The organism is Lyngbya sp. PCC 8106 (genome assembly GCF_000169095.1).
Taxonomy (GTDB): Bacteria; Cyanobacteriota; Cyanobacteriia; order Cyanobacteriales; family Microcoleaceae; genus Capilliphycus.
Genome location: NZ_AAVU01000006.1, coordinates 95,767 through 113,927, shown reverse-complemented (window position 1 = coordinate 113,927; position 18,161 = coordinate 95,767). Strand labels below are relative to the sequence as shown.

Below are 18,161 nucleotides of genomic sequence, written 5' to 3'. Positions count from 1 at the left end.
TGTGAAAAAATTAAAGATTCAGTCAAATTTTTAGAAAAGTCAAAATTCTTTGTTAAGATGATCTTGGCGAATCGCTGCTTGGATGAGGCATGAATGTAATTCCCACAAAAATTCCGGAAGTTTTAATCCTAGAACCGAAAGTATTCGGAGACGAACGAGGATTTTTCTTTGAAAGTTTCAATCAAAAAAGTTTCGCAGACCAGACAGGTGTAACAACAGAATTTGTTCAAGATAACCACTCGCGATCCCGTCAAGGTGTCTTACGAGGCTTGCATTATCAAACCGAGCAAGTCCAGGGCAAACTCTTACGGGTTGTAGCAGGTGAAATCTTTGATGTTGCTGTCGATATCCGCAAAAGTTCTCCCACCTTTGGACAATGGGTTGGATGTATCATCTCGGCGGAAAACAAACGACAATTCTGGGTTCCGCCTAAATTTGCTCATGGATTTTTAGTCCTCTCAGAAGTAGCGGAAGTTCTGTATAAAACGACAGACTATTACGCCCCACAACACGAACGTTCAATTTTGTGGAATGACCCAGATTTAGGCATAGAATGGCCTGTAGATGGAATCACTCCAGTTCTGTCAGCTAAAGATCAAGACGGTAAAACCTTGAAAACTGCGGACGTTTTTCAATGAGACATATTTTACTCATCGGTAAAGACGGCCAATTAGGTCAGGAATTACAACAGGTTCTCGCCCCTTTGGGAGAGATCAAAAGTGTCGGACGGGACAGCTTAGATTTGGCGAACCCAGAAGCAATCGCTAAAATGGTTGCCGAGGTTAAACCTGATCTGATCGTTAACGCCGCCGCCTATACCGCCGTAGACAAAGCCGAAACTGAACAAAATCTCGCACAGGCAATTAATAGTACCGCTCCCGGCATTTTGGCGAAACAAGCCCAAGAAATTGGGGCGACGTTGATTCATGTTTCGACGGATTATGTGTTCGACGGTAGCCAAAGTCATCCCTATTTAGAAACTGATCCGACTCAACCGTTGGGGGTTTATGGTCAGTCGAAATTAGCCGGAGAACAGGCGATTTTGTCAACTCAAGCTAATGCTGCAATTGTGAGAACTGCTTGGGTTTACGGTGTCGGAGGGAAAGGTAATTTTGTTAAAACCATGCTCCGACTCGGTGCCGAACGAGAAGAATTACGAGTCGTTTGTGATCAGGTTGGAAGCCCAACTTGGACAGGGGATTTGGCGGAAGCAATCGTTCAATTGAGTCAACAGATTAATCCAGAAATTGCTGGAATTTATCACTATACCAATAGTGGTGTTACCAGTTGGTATGATTTTGCGATCGCTATATTTGAAGAAGCCAAACAACTCGGTTTTCCCTTGAAAATTCAACGGGTGGTTCCGATTTCTACGGCTGAATATCCGACTCCCGCTCGTCGTCCAGCTTATTCGGTTTTGAATACCCAAAAAATATCGGCAATACTAGGAAGCTATCCTCCTCATTGGCGACAAAGCTTGAGAAAAATGCTTTCAAAGTTGGCAAAGAAGGGTTAATCAGGTTAGGTTGGATTTGAGGTGTTTGAGGTCGGTCGAGAAACGGTTAAAACCCATTATAAACCTACCCCAAATTCTGCACCTTCTCAACATTTCCCGTGCAAATATTAAAGACTTGACCAATCTTCAGAGATTTTTTTTATGAAAGCACTCATTCTTTCTGGTGGTAAAGGAACTCGCTTACGTCCGTTGACTTATACGGGAGCCAAGCAGCTTGTTCCAGTGGCAAATAAGCCGATTTTGTGGTATGGAATTGAAGGAATTGTTGCCGCAGGGATTACGGATATTGGAATTGTCATCAGTCCTGAAACGGGAGAAGAAGTTAAAGCGGTAACAGGAAATGGCGAGCGCTTCGGTGCGAATATTACCTATATTTTACAAGAGCAACCCGCAGGTTTGGCTCATGCGGTTAAAATCTCCCAATTCTTTTTAGGGGATTCTCCTTTTATTATGTATTTGGGAGATAACCTCATTCAAAATCAATTGAGTCCTTTTGTTGAACAGTTTAAATCCAAACAATTAGATGCGCTGATTTTACTGCGAAGCGTTGAAAATCCCACAGCATTTGGGGTGGCAGTTGTTGATGAACAAGGACGAGTTTTAAAATTAGTTGAAAAACCCAAAGTTCCGCCTTCAAACTTAGCTTTGGTTGGGGTTTACTTTTTTGATAAAAGTATTCATCATGCCATTGCGAATATTCAACCTTCCGCCCGAGGAGAGTTGGAAATTACAGATGCCATTCAAAAACTCATTGAGACCGAGAAAAAAGTCGAAGCTTGTAGTTTAGATGGGTGGTGGCTAGATACCGGGAAAAAAGATGATCTCCTGAGTGCAAATCAGATTATTCTTGATGAATGTATTCAACCTTTAAACAAAGGAGAAATCGATGAAAAGAGTCAAATTATCGGACGGGTACAAATTGGTTCAGGAACAAAATTAATCAATTGTAGCGTGCGTGGCCCTGTTGTGATTGGCGAGAATTGTCACTTAGAAAACTGCTTTGTTGGCCCCTATAGTAGTGTAGCCGATGAGGTCACAATTATTGAAGCAGAATTAGAGCATAGCGTCATTTTACAAGGGTCGAAAATTATCAATATTCATCCTCGAATTGTCGATACATTGGTGGGACGACGAGCGTTATTAACAACTAGCCCTCAACGTCCGAAAGCCATGCGGTTTATGATTGGGGATGACAGCCAAATTGAACTCACGTGATTTACTGGATAACGGTTAATTATTACTCAACTTCATTAATTGAGCAGTTAATTAACTCAATTCCAGTTCAATCTGACATCAATTATCGAGTTATCATCGTTAACAATTCACCGGATGATAGCTCGATTTATGCTTTTAAAAATGAGTCAATTATTATTTTAGATTCTCCTGAAAATATTGGTTTTGGTCAAGCTTGTAACTTGGGATTAAATTGGGTTTATCAACAAAATCATCAAGGAATTGTTTGGTTAATTAATCCAGATGCTTATTTACCAAAAGATAGTCTGAAACAAGTCATTGAGTTTTTTCAAAGCTATCCTGATCTTTCTATTTTAGGAACCGTTGTTGAAGAACCGACGGGAAAAGTTTGGTTTGGGGGTGGAGAGTTTAACGCAAAAACAGGACAAATTATTGCTTTAGATGCGATCGCAGAAAATCCAGAATCTAATTTACCTTATATTACCATGAAATGGGTAACAGGATGTAGTTTATTAATTAATCTCAAAAAGTTTTCTGAATGTCCTCAATTTGACTCCGATTATTTTCTATATTACGAAGATTTTGACTTTTGTATGCGATATGGAAAACAAGGACATTCTGTTGTCATGTCTTCGCAAATTCGGGTTACTCATCAACCTTCATCCATTACCAACCGAAATCAACCCTTAAAAATTCAGCAAAGTATTTACAGTTATCTTCTCAGTTTAGAAAAGCATACAAACTTTTGGGTTTTGGGATATCGTTTATTGAGAATTACTCTTGTTTCTCTGGTGTCCTTACTGATTTCTTCCCAAGTTTCCGATCATAAACTTAGAGGAGTCTGGCTTTATTGTCAGAGATTACACCCAGTAAAAATCATTTCTAAACAAATAAAAAACAATTAAAATTTACTCATCGTCGGTTCAATCTTGATCTTCTATCGGTAACAAAATCTCAAATTCAGTTCCTTCTCCAAGGGTAGAATTTAAAATTAATTGACCCCCATGTTTTTCAACAATAATCTGATGACTAATTGCTAATCCTAATCCTGTCCCTTTTCCCACAGGTTTTGTAGTAAAAAAGTTCTCAAAAATTTTCGCTTGGATTTCGTCTGGAATTCCTAAACCATTATCAGAAATTTTAATGGAAAGGTAGTCTTTAGCCTCATTTAAACAACTCTCGTCTAAACTAAACTCATGATTGGATGAATGATGATAGGAATTGAAATCAGAATCAGATAAGAGTTTGATTTGAGTCTTAATACAGATTTTTGGGGAGTCGTTCCAATCCTTTTTCATCTGTTCTTCCAAAGCATCAATACTATTTGCAATTAAGTTCATAAACACTTGGCTTAATTGTCCGGGATAACAGGGAAACAAAGGTAAATTATCATAATATTTTACAACTTCAATCCCCATCTTCAGACGACTTTTTAAAATCAACAAGGTACTATCTAAACAGTCGTGAATATCGGTTTCTTGTTTGCGAGAATCATCCATATACGAGAAACTTCTCAGACTGCTGACAAGCTGATTCATCCGTTCAGACGACACTTGTATACTTTTTAATAAATCGGGAAAGTCTTGTTGAACAAACTCTAAATCCAAGTCTTCTTTTAACTGTTTGATGTCATTTCCTGAATCTGGAAATTTTTGTTCATAAGCGGCTAAAACCATTGATATCGTTTCATAACTCTCTTGAATAAACTTAGAATTTCCCGAAATACAATTGAGAGGATTTCTTAATTCGTGAGCTAGTCCAGCAACCATCTGACCCAGTAATACCAACTTTTCAGTTTGAATTAATTGGGCTTGAGTTTTTTCATGGAGTAACTGAGTTGCTAGTTGATGAAGATAAGATTGAGCGAGTAATAACTGTTGCGTATCCAGAACTTGGTATTCTTCAGGAAAGAGACGAACTACTATCGGTTCATAGAGCATTTCTGTATCTCTTTGTACGGCTTTATTCGCCGCTTCTAAAATCGGAGTATTCCCTGATAATAACAACAGTTTATCAGAAACAAAACGTTGAAGTAATCGAATAGAACGATTTAAAAATAGTTCTCGTCCATAGGGACGACTCAGCATTTTTAAAAATCGACGGTGAGAAATGATTCCCACAAACTTTCCTTGATCTGTTAGAATAATACCGGGAATAAAAGGATGAGTTTCAAATATACGAGTCAGAGCAATTCCAGGTTGTTCGATATCGACTGTAAAGCTGTAAAGCGGTAAGTCTTGAAGCGTTGATTCTAAATGGATCTCTTGAGTTAAAAAAACCGAAGGACTAGAGAATAAAGATTCTGATGTCATAACCATAATAAACTGAAATCTTCCTGACTAATTTTTTAACAAGTTTATCGTATAACCCAGATTATGTTTTTATAAAAAAAATCTACGATACAACTCAATGATTCATTGAAAACTAGATTTTTTATGCACTACAAACAACTAATCTTCTGGATTAATATACACCCCAAAAAATAAAATTTAATGCAACTTATTGCTGTCAATCATTCCCTGAAATATCTCTGAGCGAGTCTAAAAAAATTGTGAGTACCAACCAATAAACTTGATTCATTTTTAGATCAAAAGGATAAATTACTTTTAAAATCTAAAAACAACCCCCTAGAGCGGTGACTGTCGCAATATATTGATCTGTGCTGAGGATCTCAACTGATTAAGCTGTCTTTTCAACATAACTTGATGCAGTTATGCTTTCCAGTGTAGCCAATTGACCGTCCAAGTTAGGTTAAGAATAGGTTATATTTTAACAGATGTGACTTTCCTCTGAGTTTCACAAAGAGTGAGTCAACTCAATTTTAAACCAACTTGGGCGTTGAGAGGATTTCCCCGATCACCTTTGTAGCGAAACTTGGCGATCGCATCCGTAGAATTACTGAGATTTTCGATTTTCATCAACTATTAATCACACCCTAAACTGTAACATATCTTAATCAAAATATCCCAAATTATCAATCGGATGAGATAGATCTTTGATTAGAATTATGCTAAATTTATCCCCAGAAATTAATCCCAACAATGAGAGGATTATACTATGGGTTATGTTCACGAAATTAAATTTTTTAAAGATCAAAAATCTCAAAAATTAATGATCGCACTCTTTGACATTCCCCCGCTCTTTTGTGCAGAGTTTTGGCTGAAGAACATTGAGGCGAGTCAATATAATATATCCTCACTTCCGACTGGGTTGAAACTCGACAAAAAATATTCAGTTAAAGAACTAGGAATTCAACCCTTTCTCGATTCAGACAAACCTGATTTAAGTTCAATTTTTCAAAAAAACAAAACTCCAGTTGTTGATGAAATCGTGCGTTTATTCAAAGAACAAGTTAACTATAACAGTCAAAATGCAGGATTATTAATCTCTCAGCGAGATGTTGCAAACCATTTCCATATCACCATTTCTGACACTCATTGTTTCAACTTTGGAGGAAATGGCTTTGGCGTTTTTTCCATTCCCCAAAATGCTGAAATCCTTTCAACAGTTAAACTTTTAAACCGTCAACACGTCTTAGATCGATGTCTAATTGCCTATGAACTTTTTCAAGACTGGGACTATGGACTTTTAGGCTGGAACTGTGAACATTTTTCTCGACTGGTAACAACAGGTGTCGCCGTTAGCTATCAAGTCAAAGAATCACCCCTAGCCTGGTTAAATCATAATGGTTATCACCCCTTAGCCCAAGAAATGATGGATCAAGCCGTCAAAATCAAGTAACAAATGATAAATAACTGTTCTTGATGGATGCTCCTGATCCTGATAGTCTAATGAGGACGGTGATTCACTGATCGCTCGTGGCATCGGGTTACACCGTCTGAGCGCACGATCAGTTGCGAATCGCGATCTACTCAAGAACAAACATGGTAGAACCCCACTCAAAACATCCCATAGAACAGAAGACGACTCTTGTTGCCAAAGTATTTCAATCCCTAGATCGTCCTAACATCACATCCCCCCTGAGTAAGTCTCTGTCAACAGTTCCTAGCGAGAGACAGAAAACAAAAACATTAGTCGGAATCACCGTGCTGGCGAGTCTAGCCGTACTCAGTACCCTGATCGCCATTAGCATCTTAGTAGAAAACCATCGACTCAGCGATCGCCTTCAAGCCACAGAATCCCGTCAACAACAACCCTCAGAAAAAGAGAAAAAACAGCGCTTACAACAGCAAACCCTAGCAAACCGTCAATGTCCCGAATGTGATCTCAGTGGTGCAAACTTCCGAGACGCCAACCTCCGCGAAGCCTACCTGTGGAAAGCCAACCTCTCCAACGCCGATCTCTCCGATGCTTATCTAGAAAAAGCGGATCTGCGGGGAGTTAAACTTGAAGGGGCTGATCTCGGCTATGCGATGCTCAAAGGGGCAAACTTGGGTTATGCTAACTTCGTTCGGGCTAGACTCGCCAATACCGATCTCAGCAATGCAAATCTCTGGCAAGCGAACTTAAGAGAAGCTCATCTAGTCGATGCTAACTTACAACAAGCCGATCTACGCGGTGCTAAACTCGAAGGCGCAAATCTCAGCAATGCCAAACTGGTCCAAGCTAACCTCGAATCTGCTATCTTTGTCGGTGCAAATTTGGAAAACGCCAACTTACATCAAGCTTCCCTCAAAGGCGCCAATCTTGCTAAAACTCAAATGACTCGTGCTGATCTGGGTTTTGCAAACCTCCAAAAAGCGAGTCTCGGTGATGCACAACTCAGTCAAGCCAACTTAGAAAGTGCAGATCTCACCGAAGCCAAACTCTGGGTTGCTAAACTCGAAGACGCTAACCTCAATAATGCCATTTTAGAAAAAGCAAAATTAGGATTTGCCCAACTCAAAGGCGCAAATTTAGAAGACGCGAATTTAACTGATGCTATCCTCGAAGGCGTTATTCTAGAAGATGCTAACCTAGAAGATGCGAACCTCGAAGGTGCAAAATTAGAACAGGCGAACCTGATTGGAGCCTATCTCAAAGATGCTAACCTGACTGAAGCAAACCTACAAGGTGCGGATCTGCGAGGAGCAAACCTGACTAAAGCTAATCTTAGAAATGCCTATTTACAGGGGGCAAATTTGCGGGGGGCGAACCTGAAAGGGGCTAGCCTGAAAGGAGCGAATTTGCGAGATGTGGATCTGACTGGGGCGATTTTACCCAATGGAAAAATCTATTCAGATTAGAGGAGTTTGATGTTGCCCTTGTCAATCAATGTTCATACTTATTTACAAAATTGTATTGAATTGTATCGGCTGAATTGAAGTGATTCACGAAATGCAATAATAATGAACTTGATCAGTTGTCTAATGTTCTCACCGCAACTGAATAATTAGAGCCACAGTTTCTTAACTCCAGAATTGACACTTTTAACGCATCTTTTGAGATTCTTATGAGTAACTCCTCTCGCTTAAATCTTGTTCAACGTCCCCGTCGAATTCGTCGTACAGAAGCCCTGCGACGGATGACTTGTGAAACCCAACTCACCGTTAATGATTTAATTTATCCCCTGTTTATTATGGAAGGGGAAAATACCAAAGTTGAAGTGACTTCAATGCCCGGTACCTACCGTTATACCTTAGATTTGTTGTTGAAGGAAGTCACAGAAGCTCATGCTTTAGGAATTCCGGCGATCGCTTTATTTCCTCTCGTTGCTGAAGATAAAAAGGATAACGCGGGAACCGAAAGTTACAACCCTGATGGATTGATTCAACGCACTGTTCGGGCGATTAAACAAGAACTTCCCGACATTATGATTGTAACCGATGTTGCCCTCGATCCTTTTTCGAGCAAAGGTCACGATGGTATTGTCAGCGATGACGGAGAAATTCTCAACGATGAAACCGTCGAAGTTTTGGTGAAACAAGCCGTTTCTCAAGCAGTCGCGGGGGCTGATATTGTTGCGCCTTCTGATATGATGGATGGTCGAATTGGGGCGATTCGTCAGGGCTTAGATGCAGCTGGATATACGAATGTCAGTATATTAGCTTATTCTGCGAAATATGCTTCGGCTTATTATGGCCCGTTCCGAGATGCCTTAGATTCGGCACCGAAGTTTGGGGATAAAAAAACCTATCAAATGAACCCCGCCAACGCCCGCGAAGCATTAACTGAAGTGGAATTAGATATCGCCGAAGGGGCGGATATGGTGATGGTTAAACCCGCACTGGCTTACTTAGATATTATTCAGTTAGTGCGATCAACAACGAACCTTCCGGTTGCGGCTTATAATGTGAGTGGAGAATACGCCATGATCAAGGCAGCCGGGGAAAAGGGTTGGATTGATGAGAAAAAAGTAATGTTAGAAACCCTAACGAGCATGAAGCGAGCAGGGGCAGATGTGATCTTAACTTATTTTGCCAAAGAAGTCGCTTTAATTCTACACTAAACCGCACTGTTCTATTCTACAATGTAATAACTTTTGAGCCAAAGAGTTTTTTCCTTGGCTCGTCTTTTTATAAAGAATTAATAATTTTTATAAAGTATTGGCGATAAATAGAGCAAAATGGCGTAGAAATTGACCAATATTCAAAAAAATGATAACATTAAAGGTATAAAAACAAACTCAGCTTTAAAGAAATCCATCCTAAAATCAACCTTATTTAAAGACAAAAAATATTATAAATGCAACATCAAGAATACTTTCTGCATCAAATCACCAACCGGATTCGGCAATCTCTAGAATTGTCAGAAATCCTCAATGCAGCAGTTGAAGAAATTCGTTCCTTTTTAAAAGTGAATCGTGTTAAGATTTACCGTTTTGATACCGATGGGAGTGGTGAAGTCATTGCTGAGTCTCTAGAAGAAAATAGTCTTCCTTCGCTTTTAAACTTGAAGTTTCCAGCAACCGATATTCCCAATCGCGATCGACAACTCTTTCTCAAAGCAAGACAGCGAGTGATTGTAGATACCGCCACGCAACGCCGAATAACCAGTAACCTCGACAGTCAAACCACCGGAGAACAACTCCCCCAAGAAGACATTCGTTACGCCCCGGTTGATCCTTGCCATATTAAATATCTCAATGCCATGGGTGTGCAAGCCTCACTGGTGACTCCAATTTTACATGGGAAATATCTCTGGGGCTTACTCGCCATTCATCATCAAACACCTCGTCCCTACAAACCGCGAGAACTCCAAATTATTCAACTGATCGTTGATCAAGTCTCCATTGCCATCTCTCAGTCAGACCTTCTCCGTCGCACCCGAGAACAAGCCCGTTATGAAGCCATCATCAATCAAATCAGTCAACTGCTTCACTGTCCGCTTTCAATCAATCAAATTCACCAGCAAGTCCTAGAAGAAGCGGTAGCCGCCCTCAACGGTTCTGGGGGTCGATTATACATCGTTGCTGAACCCACAGGTGTCCCCTCCCAACTTTACATCACCGGAGAGCAACCCTGTCAACCCTTCCTCGAAGAAATCCCTCGATGGAAAAATTTTATTCATCGCCTCAGAAAACTCGACGGAGAACAGCCGGAAATAGAGTCAATTGAACAATGGCAACAAAATTACCAACACCTCCTGAACACTCAAAAAGTCTCCTGGAATCTCGCAGAACAAAGCCATCGGGTGATCACCCTCGCCCAATTGCAAGCCAATCCCCATCTCAAGCCAATCGCCAATGCGTTTGAGAGAACCAATATTCGTTCAATAGCCCTGATTCCCATCCAGTTTAACCACCAACAAGTCGGCTGTCTGACTATCTTTCGCAACGGCTACAACAGCGAAATCTACTGGGCAGGCCATCACAGTCAGGACGAACGGCACAAAATTCCCCGTGCTTCCTTTGAAGCCTGGCGAGAACAAAAATTTGACCAAAATCCGACTTGGAGTTCTCAAGAACTCAAACTCGCTCTTGCCATCGGACTTCATCTCTACATGGCGATCGCTCAAAAACGAGTCGAATCCATTATTCGTTATCAAGCCTGCCACGATGCCCTGACTCACCTTCCCAACCGTCTCCTGTTTGACGAACAACTTGCCCTCGCCCTCGCCAACAGCAAACAACAGCCAGAACTTTTAGGGGTTGCCTTTTTAGATCTTGATCGCTTTAAAGTGGTCAACGATACCCTCGGCCATGGCATCGGAGATCAGCTATTACAGCAAGTCGCCACCCGTCTCAAGCAATGTTTACGAAACTGTGACACCATTGCCCGTTGGGGAGGAGATGAATTCACCCTACTTTTCCCTCATCTAACCTCTACCGACGAAATCACCAAAATTGCTCACAGAATACTCGATAAACTCAGTATTCCCTTTGTGATCGACAATCAAGAACTGTATGTCACCGCCAGTCTAGGTATCGCCCTGTGTCCCTATGATGCTGAAGACGCCCAAACCCTACTCAAACACGCTGATGCCGCCATGTATCGCGCCAAAAAGCAAGGTCGTAACAACTTTCAAGTGTTTGCCGAAGAAATGCACCGTGAAGCCCTCAACCAATTAACCCTGGAAGCAGACTTACGACGTGCTTTAATCAAAGAAGAATTTTTACTCTATTATCAACCTCAAGTCGAAATCAGCACAGGCAAAATTGTCGGTTTAGAAGCCTTAATTCGCTGGCAACATCCTACACTCGGCTTCGTTCCCCCTGACCAATTCATTCCCCTCGCTGAAGAAATTGGCTTGATTGCACCGATTGGACAATGGGTGTTGCAAACGGCTTGTATTCAACATCAATCTTGGCAGGCTGAAGGTTTGCCTCCCGTGCGAATTGCCGTTAATTTATCAGCCCGACAATTCCATCAGTCTCAACTGATCAATATTATTCTCCAAACCCTCGAAACCACCGAAATCGATCCTCAATATTTGGAGTTAGAAATTACCGAAAGTGCCGCCATGCAGGATGTTGAATTTACCATCCAAACGTTACAAGAACTGCGAGAAATGGGCTTGCACATCACCATTGATGATTTTGGGACAGGTTACTCCTCCCTCAATGTTCTCAAGCATTTTCCCTTGAATACCCTGAAAATTGACCGCTCTTTTGTCCAAGATATTGTGGAGAATTCTCGTGATGCCGCGATCGCTCAAACCATTGTCGCACTCAGTCAAGGACTCAAACTAAAAGTCGTTGCTGAAGGGGTAGAAACACCTCAACAACTGTCTTTTTTACGTTCCATTCACTGCGATCTCGCCCAGGGCTATTACTTCTGTCCTCCGGTTCCCGCCATTGAAATCGCTAAATTGCTTCGTCAGTCTGACTTCAGTTTGAAACTCAATCCTTCTATCTGTTCCTAAACTCTCCCGACCCTGCGAGTGCATCTTTTTTTCGGACAATTCGTGCAATTTCCTACCGTCCCCGTCCCCGCTTTCAGTTAGACTGAGAATAGATGAGGTCTATTTTATTGCCTATCATGTCATCAACTGCAACACCCCTACCGCCATCACTTGATCGCATCGTTCAACGGTTCAAACGTGCATCTTCCAATAAACTGCGCTACGAACAACTGATCACACTTGCCCAAAAATTGTCCGAATTTCCGCCTGATGCTAAAATTCCAGACAATAAAGTTTCCGGCTGTGTATCTCAAGTTTACGTGATTGCCGATTTAGATGAAAACGGTAAAGTGCAATTTCAAGGAGACTCAGATTCCCAACTCACCAAAGGATTAGTTGCCCTATTAATTCGGGGTTTAAATGGGCTTGAGAGTGCAGAAATCGAAAAAATTGCCCCCGACTTTCTTCAAGAAACCGGCTTACAAGCCAGTCTCACACCCTCACGCGCGAACGGATTTTATAACATCTTTAAAACGATGCAGCAAAAAGCGATCGCCACTCAAAGCTAATTGACTTTAACCCCTCATTCCTCATTCCTCCTCGAGCTGCTTTTGTTGAATAAAAGATGATCAATCAAGATTATTTGTGGATAGAAACCCTAAAATTTAACGACCAAGGCTTAATTCCAGCCATTGCCCAAGACTATCACGATCACACGGTTTTAATGATGGCCTGGATGAATCACGCAGCCCTGAAAAAAACCCTCGAAACCGGAGAAGTTCACTATTGGAGTCGTTCTCGTGCTGAACTTTGGCACAAAGGGGCAACATCCGGGCATCTTCAAATTGTTAAAGAACTCTACTATGATTGTGATGCAGATGTATTGTTAATCAAAATCGAGCAAGTCGGAGATATTGCTTGTCATACCGGAGTTAGAAGTTGTTTTTTTAACTCTGTTCCGCTCAAAAATAATTCTAGATAAGTAGGAGTGCATGGCAATGCGCCCTCAAAAAAATTAGACAATAAAGTAAAAGTCAGAAGTAAGTGCGATCGCGTACAGGAGTTCAGAAATTTAGAATTACTTCTTACCTCTTGCCTGATCCGGCGTTCCCTATTCCCTGTTCCCTATTCCCTATTCCCTATTCCCTGTAAAGAATGGCTCTTAAAATTTATAACACCCAAACCCGTACTAAAGAAACCTTTATTCCTCTAGAACCCCAGCACGTTAAAATGTATTGCTGCGGAGTCACAGTTTATGACTATTGCCATTTGGGTCATGCCCGTTCTTATATTTTTTGGGATGTGGTTCGCCGTTATTTAGAATGGTTAGGATATACCGTTCAATACGTGCAGAACTTTACGGATATTGACGATAAAATTCTTAACCGAGCAAAAAAAGAAAACTCCTCAATGGAAGCTGTATCTGAACGCTTTATCGAAGCTTATTATGAAGATCTCCGGCGTTTAAATATTCGAGATGCAGATGCTTATCCTCGCGCTACTGATAATATTTCTGAAATTTATCAACTCATTCAACAACTCGAAAAAAAAGGGTATGCTTACGCCAGCAAAGGCGATGTTTTCTACAGTGTAGAAAAATTTCCCGAATACGGTAAACTCTCTGGGCGCAAACAAGATCAACTTCAAGCAGGCGCCAGTGGGCGAGTTTCAGGCGCTGAAGGGGAAAAGAAACATTCCTCTGACTTTGCCCTTTGGAAAGCCTCAAAACCCGGAGAACCCGCTTGGAAGTCTCCTTGGGGCGAAGGGCGTCCAGGTTGGCATATAGAATGTTCGGCAATGGTACGACAACTCTTGGGTGCAACTATTGATATTCACGGGGGCGGTGGAGATTTAATTTTCCCTCACCATGAAAACGAAATTGCTCAGTCAGAAGCGGCGAACTGTGAACCTTTGGCTCGTTTTTGGATGCACAATGGGTTTGTAACTGTCGGTGGTGAAAAGATGTCAAAATCTTTGGGCAATTTTACCACGATTCGCCAATTGCTGGAAACGGTTGACCCGATGGTAATTCGCTTGTTTGTGTTTCAAGCTCATTATCGTAAACCTCTAGATTTTACCCCGGATGCGATCACTTCCGCCGAAAACGGTTGGAATACCCTCTGTGAAGGGTTGTTGTTTAAATCTCAACACGGTGAAAAATTGGGGTGGCTGGATAAGAACGATTTGCCGCCCGCTCTGCATTCAGAAGCCGTTGAACGCTTCCAAATCGCAATGGATGACGATTTTAACACTCCAGGAGGTTTGGCGGTTTTATTTGAACTGGCAAAGGAATTACGCACCGAAGGGAATATCCTCACTCACGAAGGCAAAACCGAAACTCCGCTTCCACAGATCCAGCAAACCTGGTGGACTTTGGTACAACTCGCCGAAGTATTGGGGTTGGAAGTTAAACCCGAAGATACCTCAATACCAACAGCTTCAGGGTTAAGCGATCAGGAGATCGAAGACTTAATTCAACAGCGTCTCGCCGCCCGCAAAGCTAAAAATTATGCCGAAGGTGATCAAATTCGCGATCGCTTAAAAGAAGCGGGAATTACGTTAATTGATCGTCCGGGAGGAGAAACAGTCTGGCATCGATGAGTTGAGGATAGGGGTTGAGAGACAGTTATCACTTCTGCCTCTTTCTTTTCTAAAAAAGTAGCTTTTGTAACAGATTTTTAATTCTGTATTCTAAGCTACAAAAAATTGATAAACTAAATAAAGAGTCATATTTGACAGCAGTAAGGGGATTGAGGTATGAATACTCAAGAACAGTTAAAGTGTTATCGAATTGAGTTGAAGCGGGGTGATCGCCTCAGTCTGGTTGTGATCATTGTATTAAGTTCTTGGTCGATGGGATTACTTCCGATTGCGATGCTGCCTATGTCTATGATTTCTGCTGATTTCATTCCCCACGAAGCTAGTTTGTGGAAAAATTAAAGATAAATAATTCCTTAAATTGTCATCTGGGCAAAGCCGAGTGTCAAACAGACAAAGTTGATCTGTAACATAGAGAGTCTAGGGGTAGATTTTTGTCAACTTTCAGGAAAGCCAGACCCCGAGTAATAGAGCGAAATTGCCTAAATATAAGCATCTTAACGATCTCGAATGGCGTTCGTCGCGATCGCCATGTCGCCCTAATTTGTATCATAGATAACTTTAACAATCCTCGATCTGAGAAACAATCAGAACATCAAAAATTAAAATTTTAGAATACCTGTCCAAAAACAGATGAGAATGAGACAGGAAATATGTAAGAATATCATCCAATTCTTATGTTATAACAGCAGAGGTATTAAGTATGCAGACAAAATATGAATCCTCCTCAACTCCGACCGAAGCCCAACACTCAAGTCATTTATCACCAGTGAAATCAATCGGCACCTCCGAACTCTCTCCCGCAGTTAAAACCTCCTCATTGGTTGCTTTAGTTGCCATCATATTCGCAACCTTCATCGGTTCTTTGTTAGCAAGTCCTTCACCGGAAGAAATCGCCAGCGAAAGCGAAGAGATAGAATCACTCACCCCAACATCAACCGAAACCAGTCCCATCATTGTTGTTGAAGATCTAGAGACTGAAACCCCAGTAACAACGACAACAGAGACAGACAGCGATATTGCCACCTCAACCCCAACACCAGAGACAGACAGCGATATTGCCACCTCAACCCCAACAGCAGAGACAGACACGACTATGGGGACTCTGGACTCTGAGATTGACATGACCCAACCCGATGTTACAAACCCCACAGCAGGTTCAACAACTTCAACCCTAACCCCAGAAACAGAAATAGAAACAACCGCACCGACAGCCGATGCAACCGTTTCTCCCCCCGAAGCATCAACCCCACCCACATCAGGGCTACCCGCCGTCACGTCTTCACCCAGCGTTGAGGCAACTCAACCCCCAGTAGACACTGACCCCGCAGCGACCCCATCCACTCAACCGGATACCCTTAACCCCGTTGCTGAAACACCAGACAGTGAAATCGCTGCATCAACTCCCGAGACAGCAACAACAACAGAAGATACAATGACCGCAGCGGCATCTTCAGAAGTCGATACAACCCAGTTAAGCCAGAGTCTTTATAATCAAATTGACTCCACTTGGACATCTCCGGTCGATGGAGAGTCTGCTTATGTGGTGAAACTCAATAGCGAGGGTGAGATTATCGGATACGAAGCCAAATCTCAAGTCGCAAAGAACAACGTCAATAATACACCCCTGCCTCAATTAGTGAAGTCTGATGCCGCCTCGACTGACCCGGCTGCCCAATTTGAAGTGGTATTTTCGACTTCAGGAATATTAGAAGTGAAGCCTCCTCAGTAGTTTTTGAGAAGATTTCCCCCGATAAAAATCAACTGGGGCGGGTTTATAGAATTTGTCTATAAGAGATGATCGATTGACTCTGAACCCACCCCTACACCGAGTGTGTGGAGGATTGACAATTGGGGGTATTTTAGGTAAAATGGAATATAATGTATCAGGGTGAACACGCAACTACGCTTGAATTTTTGTTCAACAGACAAGCCTGCTCCCTGTCTTTGTGGTACTAATGATAGCGACTGGTGTAATTAATCTGATCGCTTAACTGTCGGAGAGTTTGAGCTAACTCTAAATCTTTATTGCGTAACTGAGTAATTTTTTCACAAGAATACATGACCGTGGTGTGGTCTTTTCCCCCAAATAATTCCCCAATTTTCGGCAAACTCAAATCCGTATGTTGGCGCATCAAATACATCGAAACCTGACGCGCCAGACTAATTTCTCGCCGTCTAGACGTCCCTTTCAAATCCTCAACAGAGACTTTAAACGTTTCAGCAACAATTTGAATCACCGCTTCTGGGGAAGATTCTTGAGGCTGTTCAGCCGGACTCAAAACGGGGGCAATACTTTCGACGGTCATCGGTAAACCCGAAATCGAAGTATAAGCAACCGCCCGAATTAATGCCCCTTCCAGTTCCCGAATATTAGACGTGTAACGACTGGCAATATATTCAACCACTCCTTCAGAAAGACGAACATTTTCATACTCTGCTTTTTTCTGCAAAATAGCCATCCGAGTTTCCAAGTCAGGCGGTTGAATATCAGCCACTAACCCCATCGAAAAGCGAGAACACAACCGTTCTTGTAAACGAGGAATTTGATTCGGAGGACGGTCAGAGGCGAGAACCACTTGTTTTCCGGCTTCATGCAACGTATTAAACGTATGAAAAAATTCCTCTTGAGTATATTCTTTCCCTTCAATAAACTGAATATCATCGACCAACAAAACATCAGCCGCCCGATAATGATCGCGGAAACTTTGCATACTATCTTTGCGAATAGCAGCAATCAAATCATTCGTAAACTTTTCTGTCGAAACATAAAACACCTTAGCATCGGGATTAATTTCAATCCGATAATGTCCAATCGCTTGCATCAAGTGAGTTTTGCCCAACCCGACACCGCCACACAAAAATAACGGATTAAACTCTCGTCCAGGAGACTCCGCCACCGCCAACGCCGCAGCATGAGCTAAACGACTATTCGCCCCAACCACAAACCGAGAAAACACATATTTAGAATTAAGATTAGGGGGTTTTAGGCGTTGATTTGAGGGCGTTTCAGTCACTGTAGACGGCCAAACCCGTTGTGATTTTGCCTGATCGAGAGTCATCTGGGTTTCAGTCGTCACGTAAATTTCCACCGGGTAGCCCAAAATATCTTGCGCCGCCTCCGCGATAATTTCCTTGTAATGTTTTTGCAACCAATTACGAGCAAAAGGATTAGGCGTGCGAATTACCAAACAATGATTTTCGAGTCGTTCCGCACTCGCCGTTTTGATCCACGTGTCGAATGTCGGCCCACCTAGTTGTACCTGGAGACGGTCTAAGACCTGATGCCATAAACTTTCAAGGGAAATTTCCACTGCTGACTTCCGATTTTAATAGAGTTGAGACACTGTGGGACAATAGACCCGTACACAAGCTGACATTCGAGCCTACAAACAATACCAGTGTGAACTACCCGGCCCTATAGAGAGCAGAGCTTCCATTTTCAACGGGAAATGCGTCCATCCACTTCAATCATGCCTAGATTACAAGTTTAACGAATCTTTTCATCGCGATCATCTAAATAGAGTAAGGAGACTCCACGAGAGCATCTGGGATTGACTGAGAAACCCACGCAGACAGCCCCTCAGGAATTGGCAACCGAAAGAAACAGAAACCGACCCGACCGTTTGTT

General features: G+C 42.0%; 15 protein-coding genes. 13 read left to right on the top strand and 2 right to left on the bottom strand.

Features of this window, described 5'->3' with window-relative positions:
* The first annotated feature begins 89 nt into the window (after nt 1–89).
* From rfbC to L8106_RS06195, 4 genes are all read left to right on the top strand, one after another.
* On the top strand, nt 90–638 hold the full coding sequence (rfbC, locus tag L8106_RS06210; RefSeq protein ID WP_009783380.1) for a dTDP-4-dehydrorhamnose 3,5-epimerase: 549 nt from the start codon (nt 90–92) through the stop codon (nt 636–638).
* A complete protein-coding gene (gene rfbD / locus L8106_RS06205; protein ID WP_009783379.1) occupies nt 635–1,516 on the top strand; it encodes a dTDP-4-dehydrorhamnose reductase in 882 nt (293 codons plus the stop codon). Before rfbC ends, rfbD begins: the two co-directional genes overlap by 4 nt.
* A gap of 141 nt (nt 1,517–1,657) precedes the next feature.
* Nucleotides 1,658–2,731 carry a glucose-1-phosphate thymidylyltransferase gene (locus L8106_RS06200; protein WP_009783378.1) on the top strand — a complete coding sequence of 358 codons (1,074 nt, stop codon included), beginning with the start codon at nt 1,658–1,660 and terminating at the stop codon, nt 2,729–2,731.
* Nucleotides 2,728–3,615 (top strand): glycosyltransferase, encoded by an 888-nt coding sequence (locus tag L8106_RS06195; protein WP_009783377.1) that lies wholly within the window; start codon nt 2,728–2,730, stop codon nt 3,613–3,615. Before L8106_RS06200 ends, L8106_RS06195 begins: the two co-directional genes overlap by 4 nt.
* Before the next feature lie 18 nt (nt 3,616–3,633).
* On the opposite strand, the gene L8106_RS06190 is transcribed toward L8106_RS06195, so the two are convergent.
* Nucleotides 3,634–5,028: a sensor histidine kinase gene (locus tag L8106_RS06190; RefSeq protein ID WP_009783376.1), complete on the bottom strand. Its 1,395-nt coding sequence runs from the start codon at nt 5,026–5,028 to the stop codon at nt 3,634–3,636.
* A 739-nt stretch (nt 5,029–5,767) separates the two neighbouring features.
* Between L8106_RS06190 and L8106_RS32805 the strand changes: the two genes are divergently transcribed.
* The 9 genes from L8106_RS32805 (at nt 5,768) to L8106_RS29395 (ending at nt 16,262) form a co-directional block, all read left to right on the top strand.
* Nucleotides 5,768–6,451, top strand: coding sequence for a hypothetical protein (locus tag L8106_RS32805; RefSeq protein WP_009783374.1), 684 nt, complete (start codon nt 5,768–5,770; stop codon nt 6,449–6,451).
* A gap of 143 nt (nt 6,452–6,594) precedes the next feature.
* Nucleotides 6,595–7,896 carry a pentapeptide repeat-containing protein gene (locus tag L8106_RS06175; RefSeq protein WP_009783373.1) on the top strand — a complete coding sequence of 434 codons (1,302 nt, stop codon included), beginning with the start codon at nt 6,595–6,597 and terminating at the stop codon, nt 7,894–7,896.
* A 206-nt stretch (nt 7,897–8,102) separates the two neighbouring features.
* A complete protein-coding gene (gene hemB, locus L8106_RS06170; protein WP_009783372.1) occupies nt 8,103–9,098 on the top strand; it encodes a porphobilinogen synthase in 996 nt (331 codons plus the stop codon).
* Between the two features lie 236 nt (nt 9,099–9,334).
* Complete coding sequence (locus L8106_RS06165; protein ID WP_009783371.1) at nt 9,335–11,953, top strand: EAL domain-containing protein; 2,619 nt, start codon at nt 9,335–9,337, stop codon at nt 11,951–11,953.
* 116 nt (nt 11,954–12,069) lie between these two features.
* Nucleotides 12,070–12,501 carry a SufE family protein gene (locus tag L8106_RS06160; RefSeq protein ID WP_009783370.1) on the top strand — a complete coding sequence of 144 codons (432 nt, stop codon included), beginning with the start codon at nt 12,070–12,072 and terminating at the stop codon, nt 12,499–12,501.
* A 56-nt stretch (nt 12,502–12,557) separates the two neighbouring features.
* A complete protein-coding gene (hisI, locus tag L8106_RS06155; protein ID WP_009783369.1) occupies nt 12,558–12,914 on the top strand; it encodes a phosphoribosyl-AMP cyclohydrolase in 357 nt (118 codons plus the stop codon).
* 173 nt (nt 12,915–13,087) lie between these two features.
* Complete coding sequence (gene cysS, locus L8106_RS06150) at nt 13,088–14,533, top strand: cysteine--tRNA ligase (protein ID WP_009783368.1); 1,446 nt, start codon at nt 13,088–13,090, stop codon at nt 14,531–14,533.
* A gap of 156 nt (nt 14,534–14,689) precedes the next feature.
* Nucleotides 14,690–14,872: a hypothetical protein gene (locus L8106_RS06145; protein ID WP_009783367.1), complete on the top strand. Its 183-nt coding sequence runs from the start codon at nt 14,690–14,692 to the stop codon at nt 14,870–14,872.
* Nucleotides 14,873–15,233: 361 nt separating this feature from the next.
* The gene (locus L8106_RS29395) at nt 15,234–16,262 is read left to right on the top strand and encodes a hypothetical protein (protein WP_009783365.1); all 1,029 of its coding nucleotides are present in this window, start codon (nt 15,234–15,236) and stop codon (nt 16,260–16,262) included.
* 223 nt (nt 16,263–16,485) lie between these two features.
* Here L8106_RS29395 and dnaA read toward each other — a convergent pair whose 3' ends face one another.
* Nucleotides 16,486–17,844 (bottom strand): chromosomal replication initiator protein DnaA, encoded by a 1,359-nt coding sequence (gene dnaA, locus L8106_RS06135; RefSeq protein WP_009783364.1) that lies wholly within the window; start codon nt 17,842–17,844, stop codon nt 16,486–16,488.
* Nucleotides 17,845–18,161: the final 317 nt, after the last annotated feature.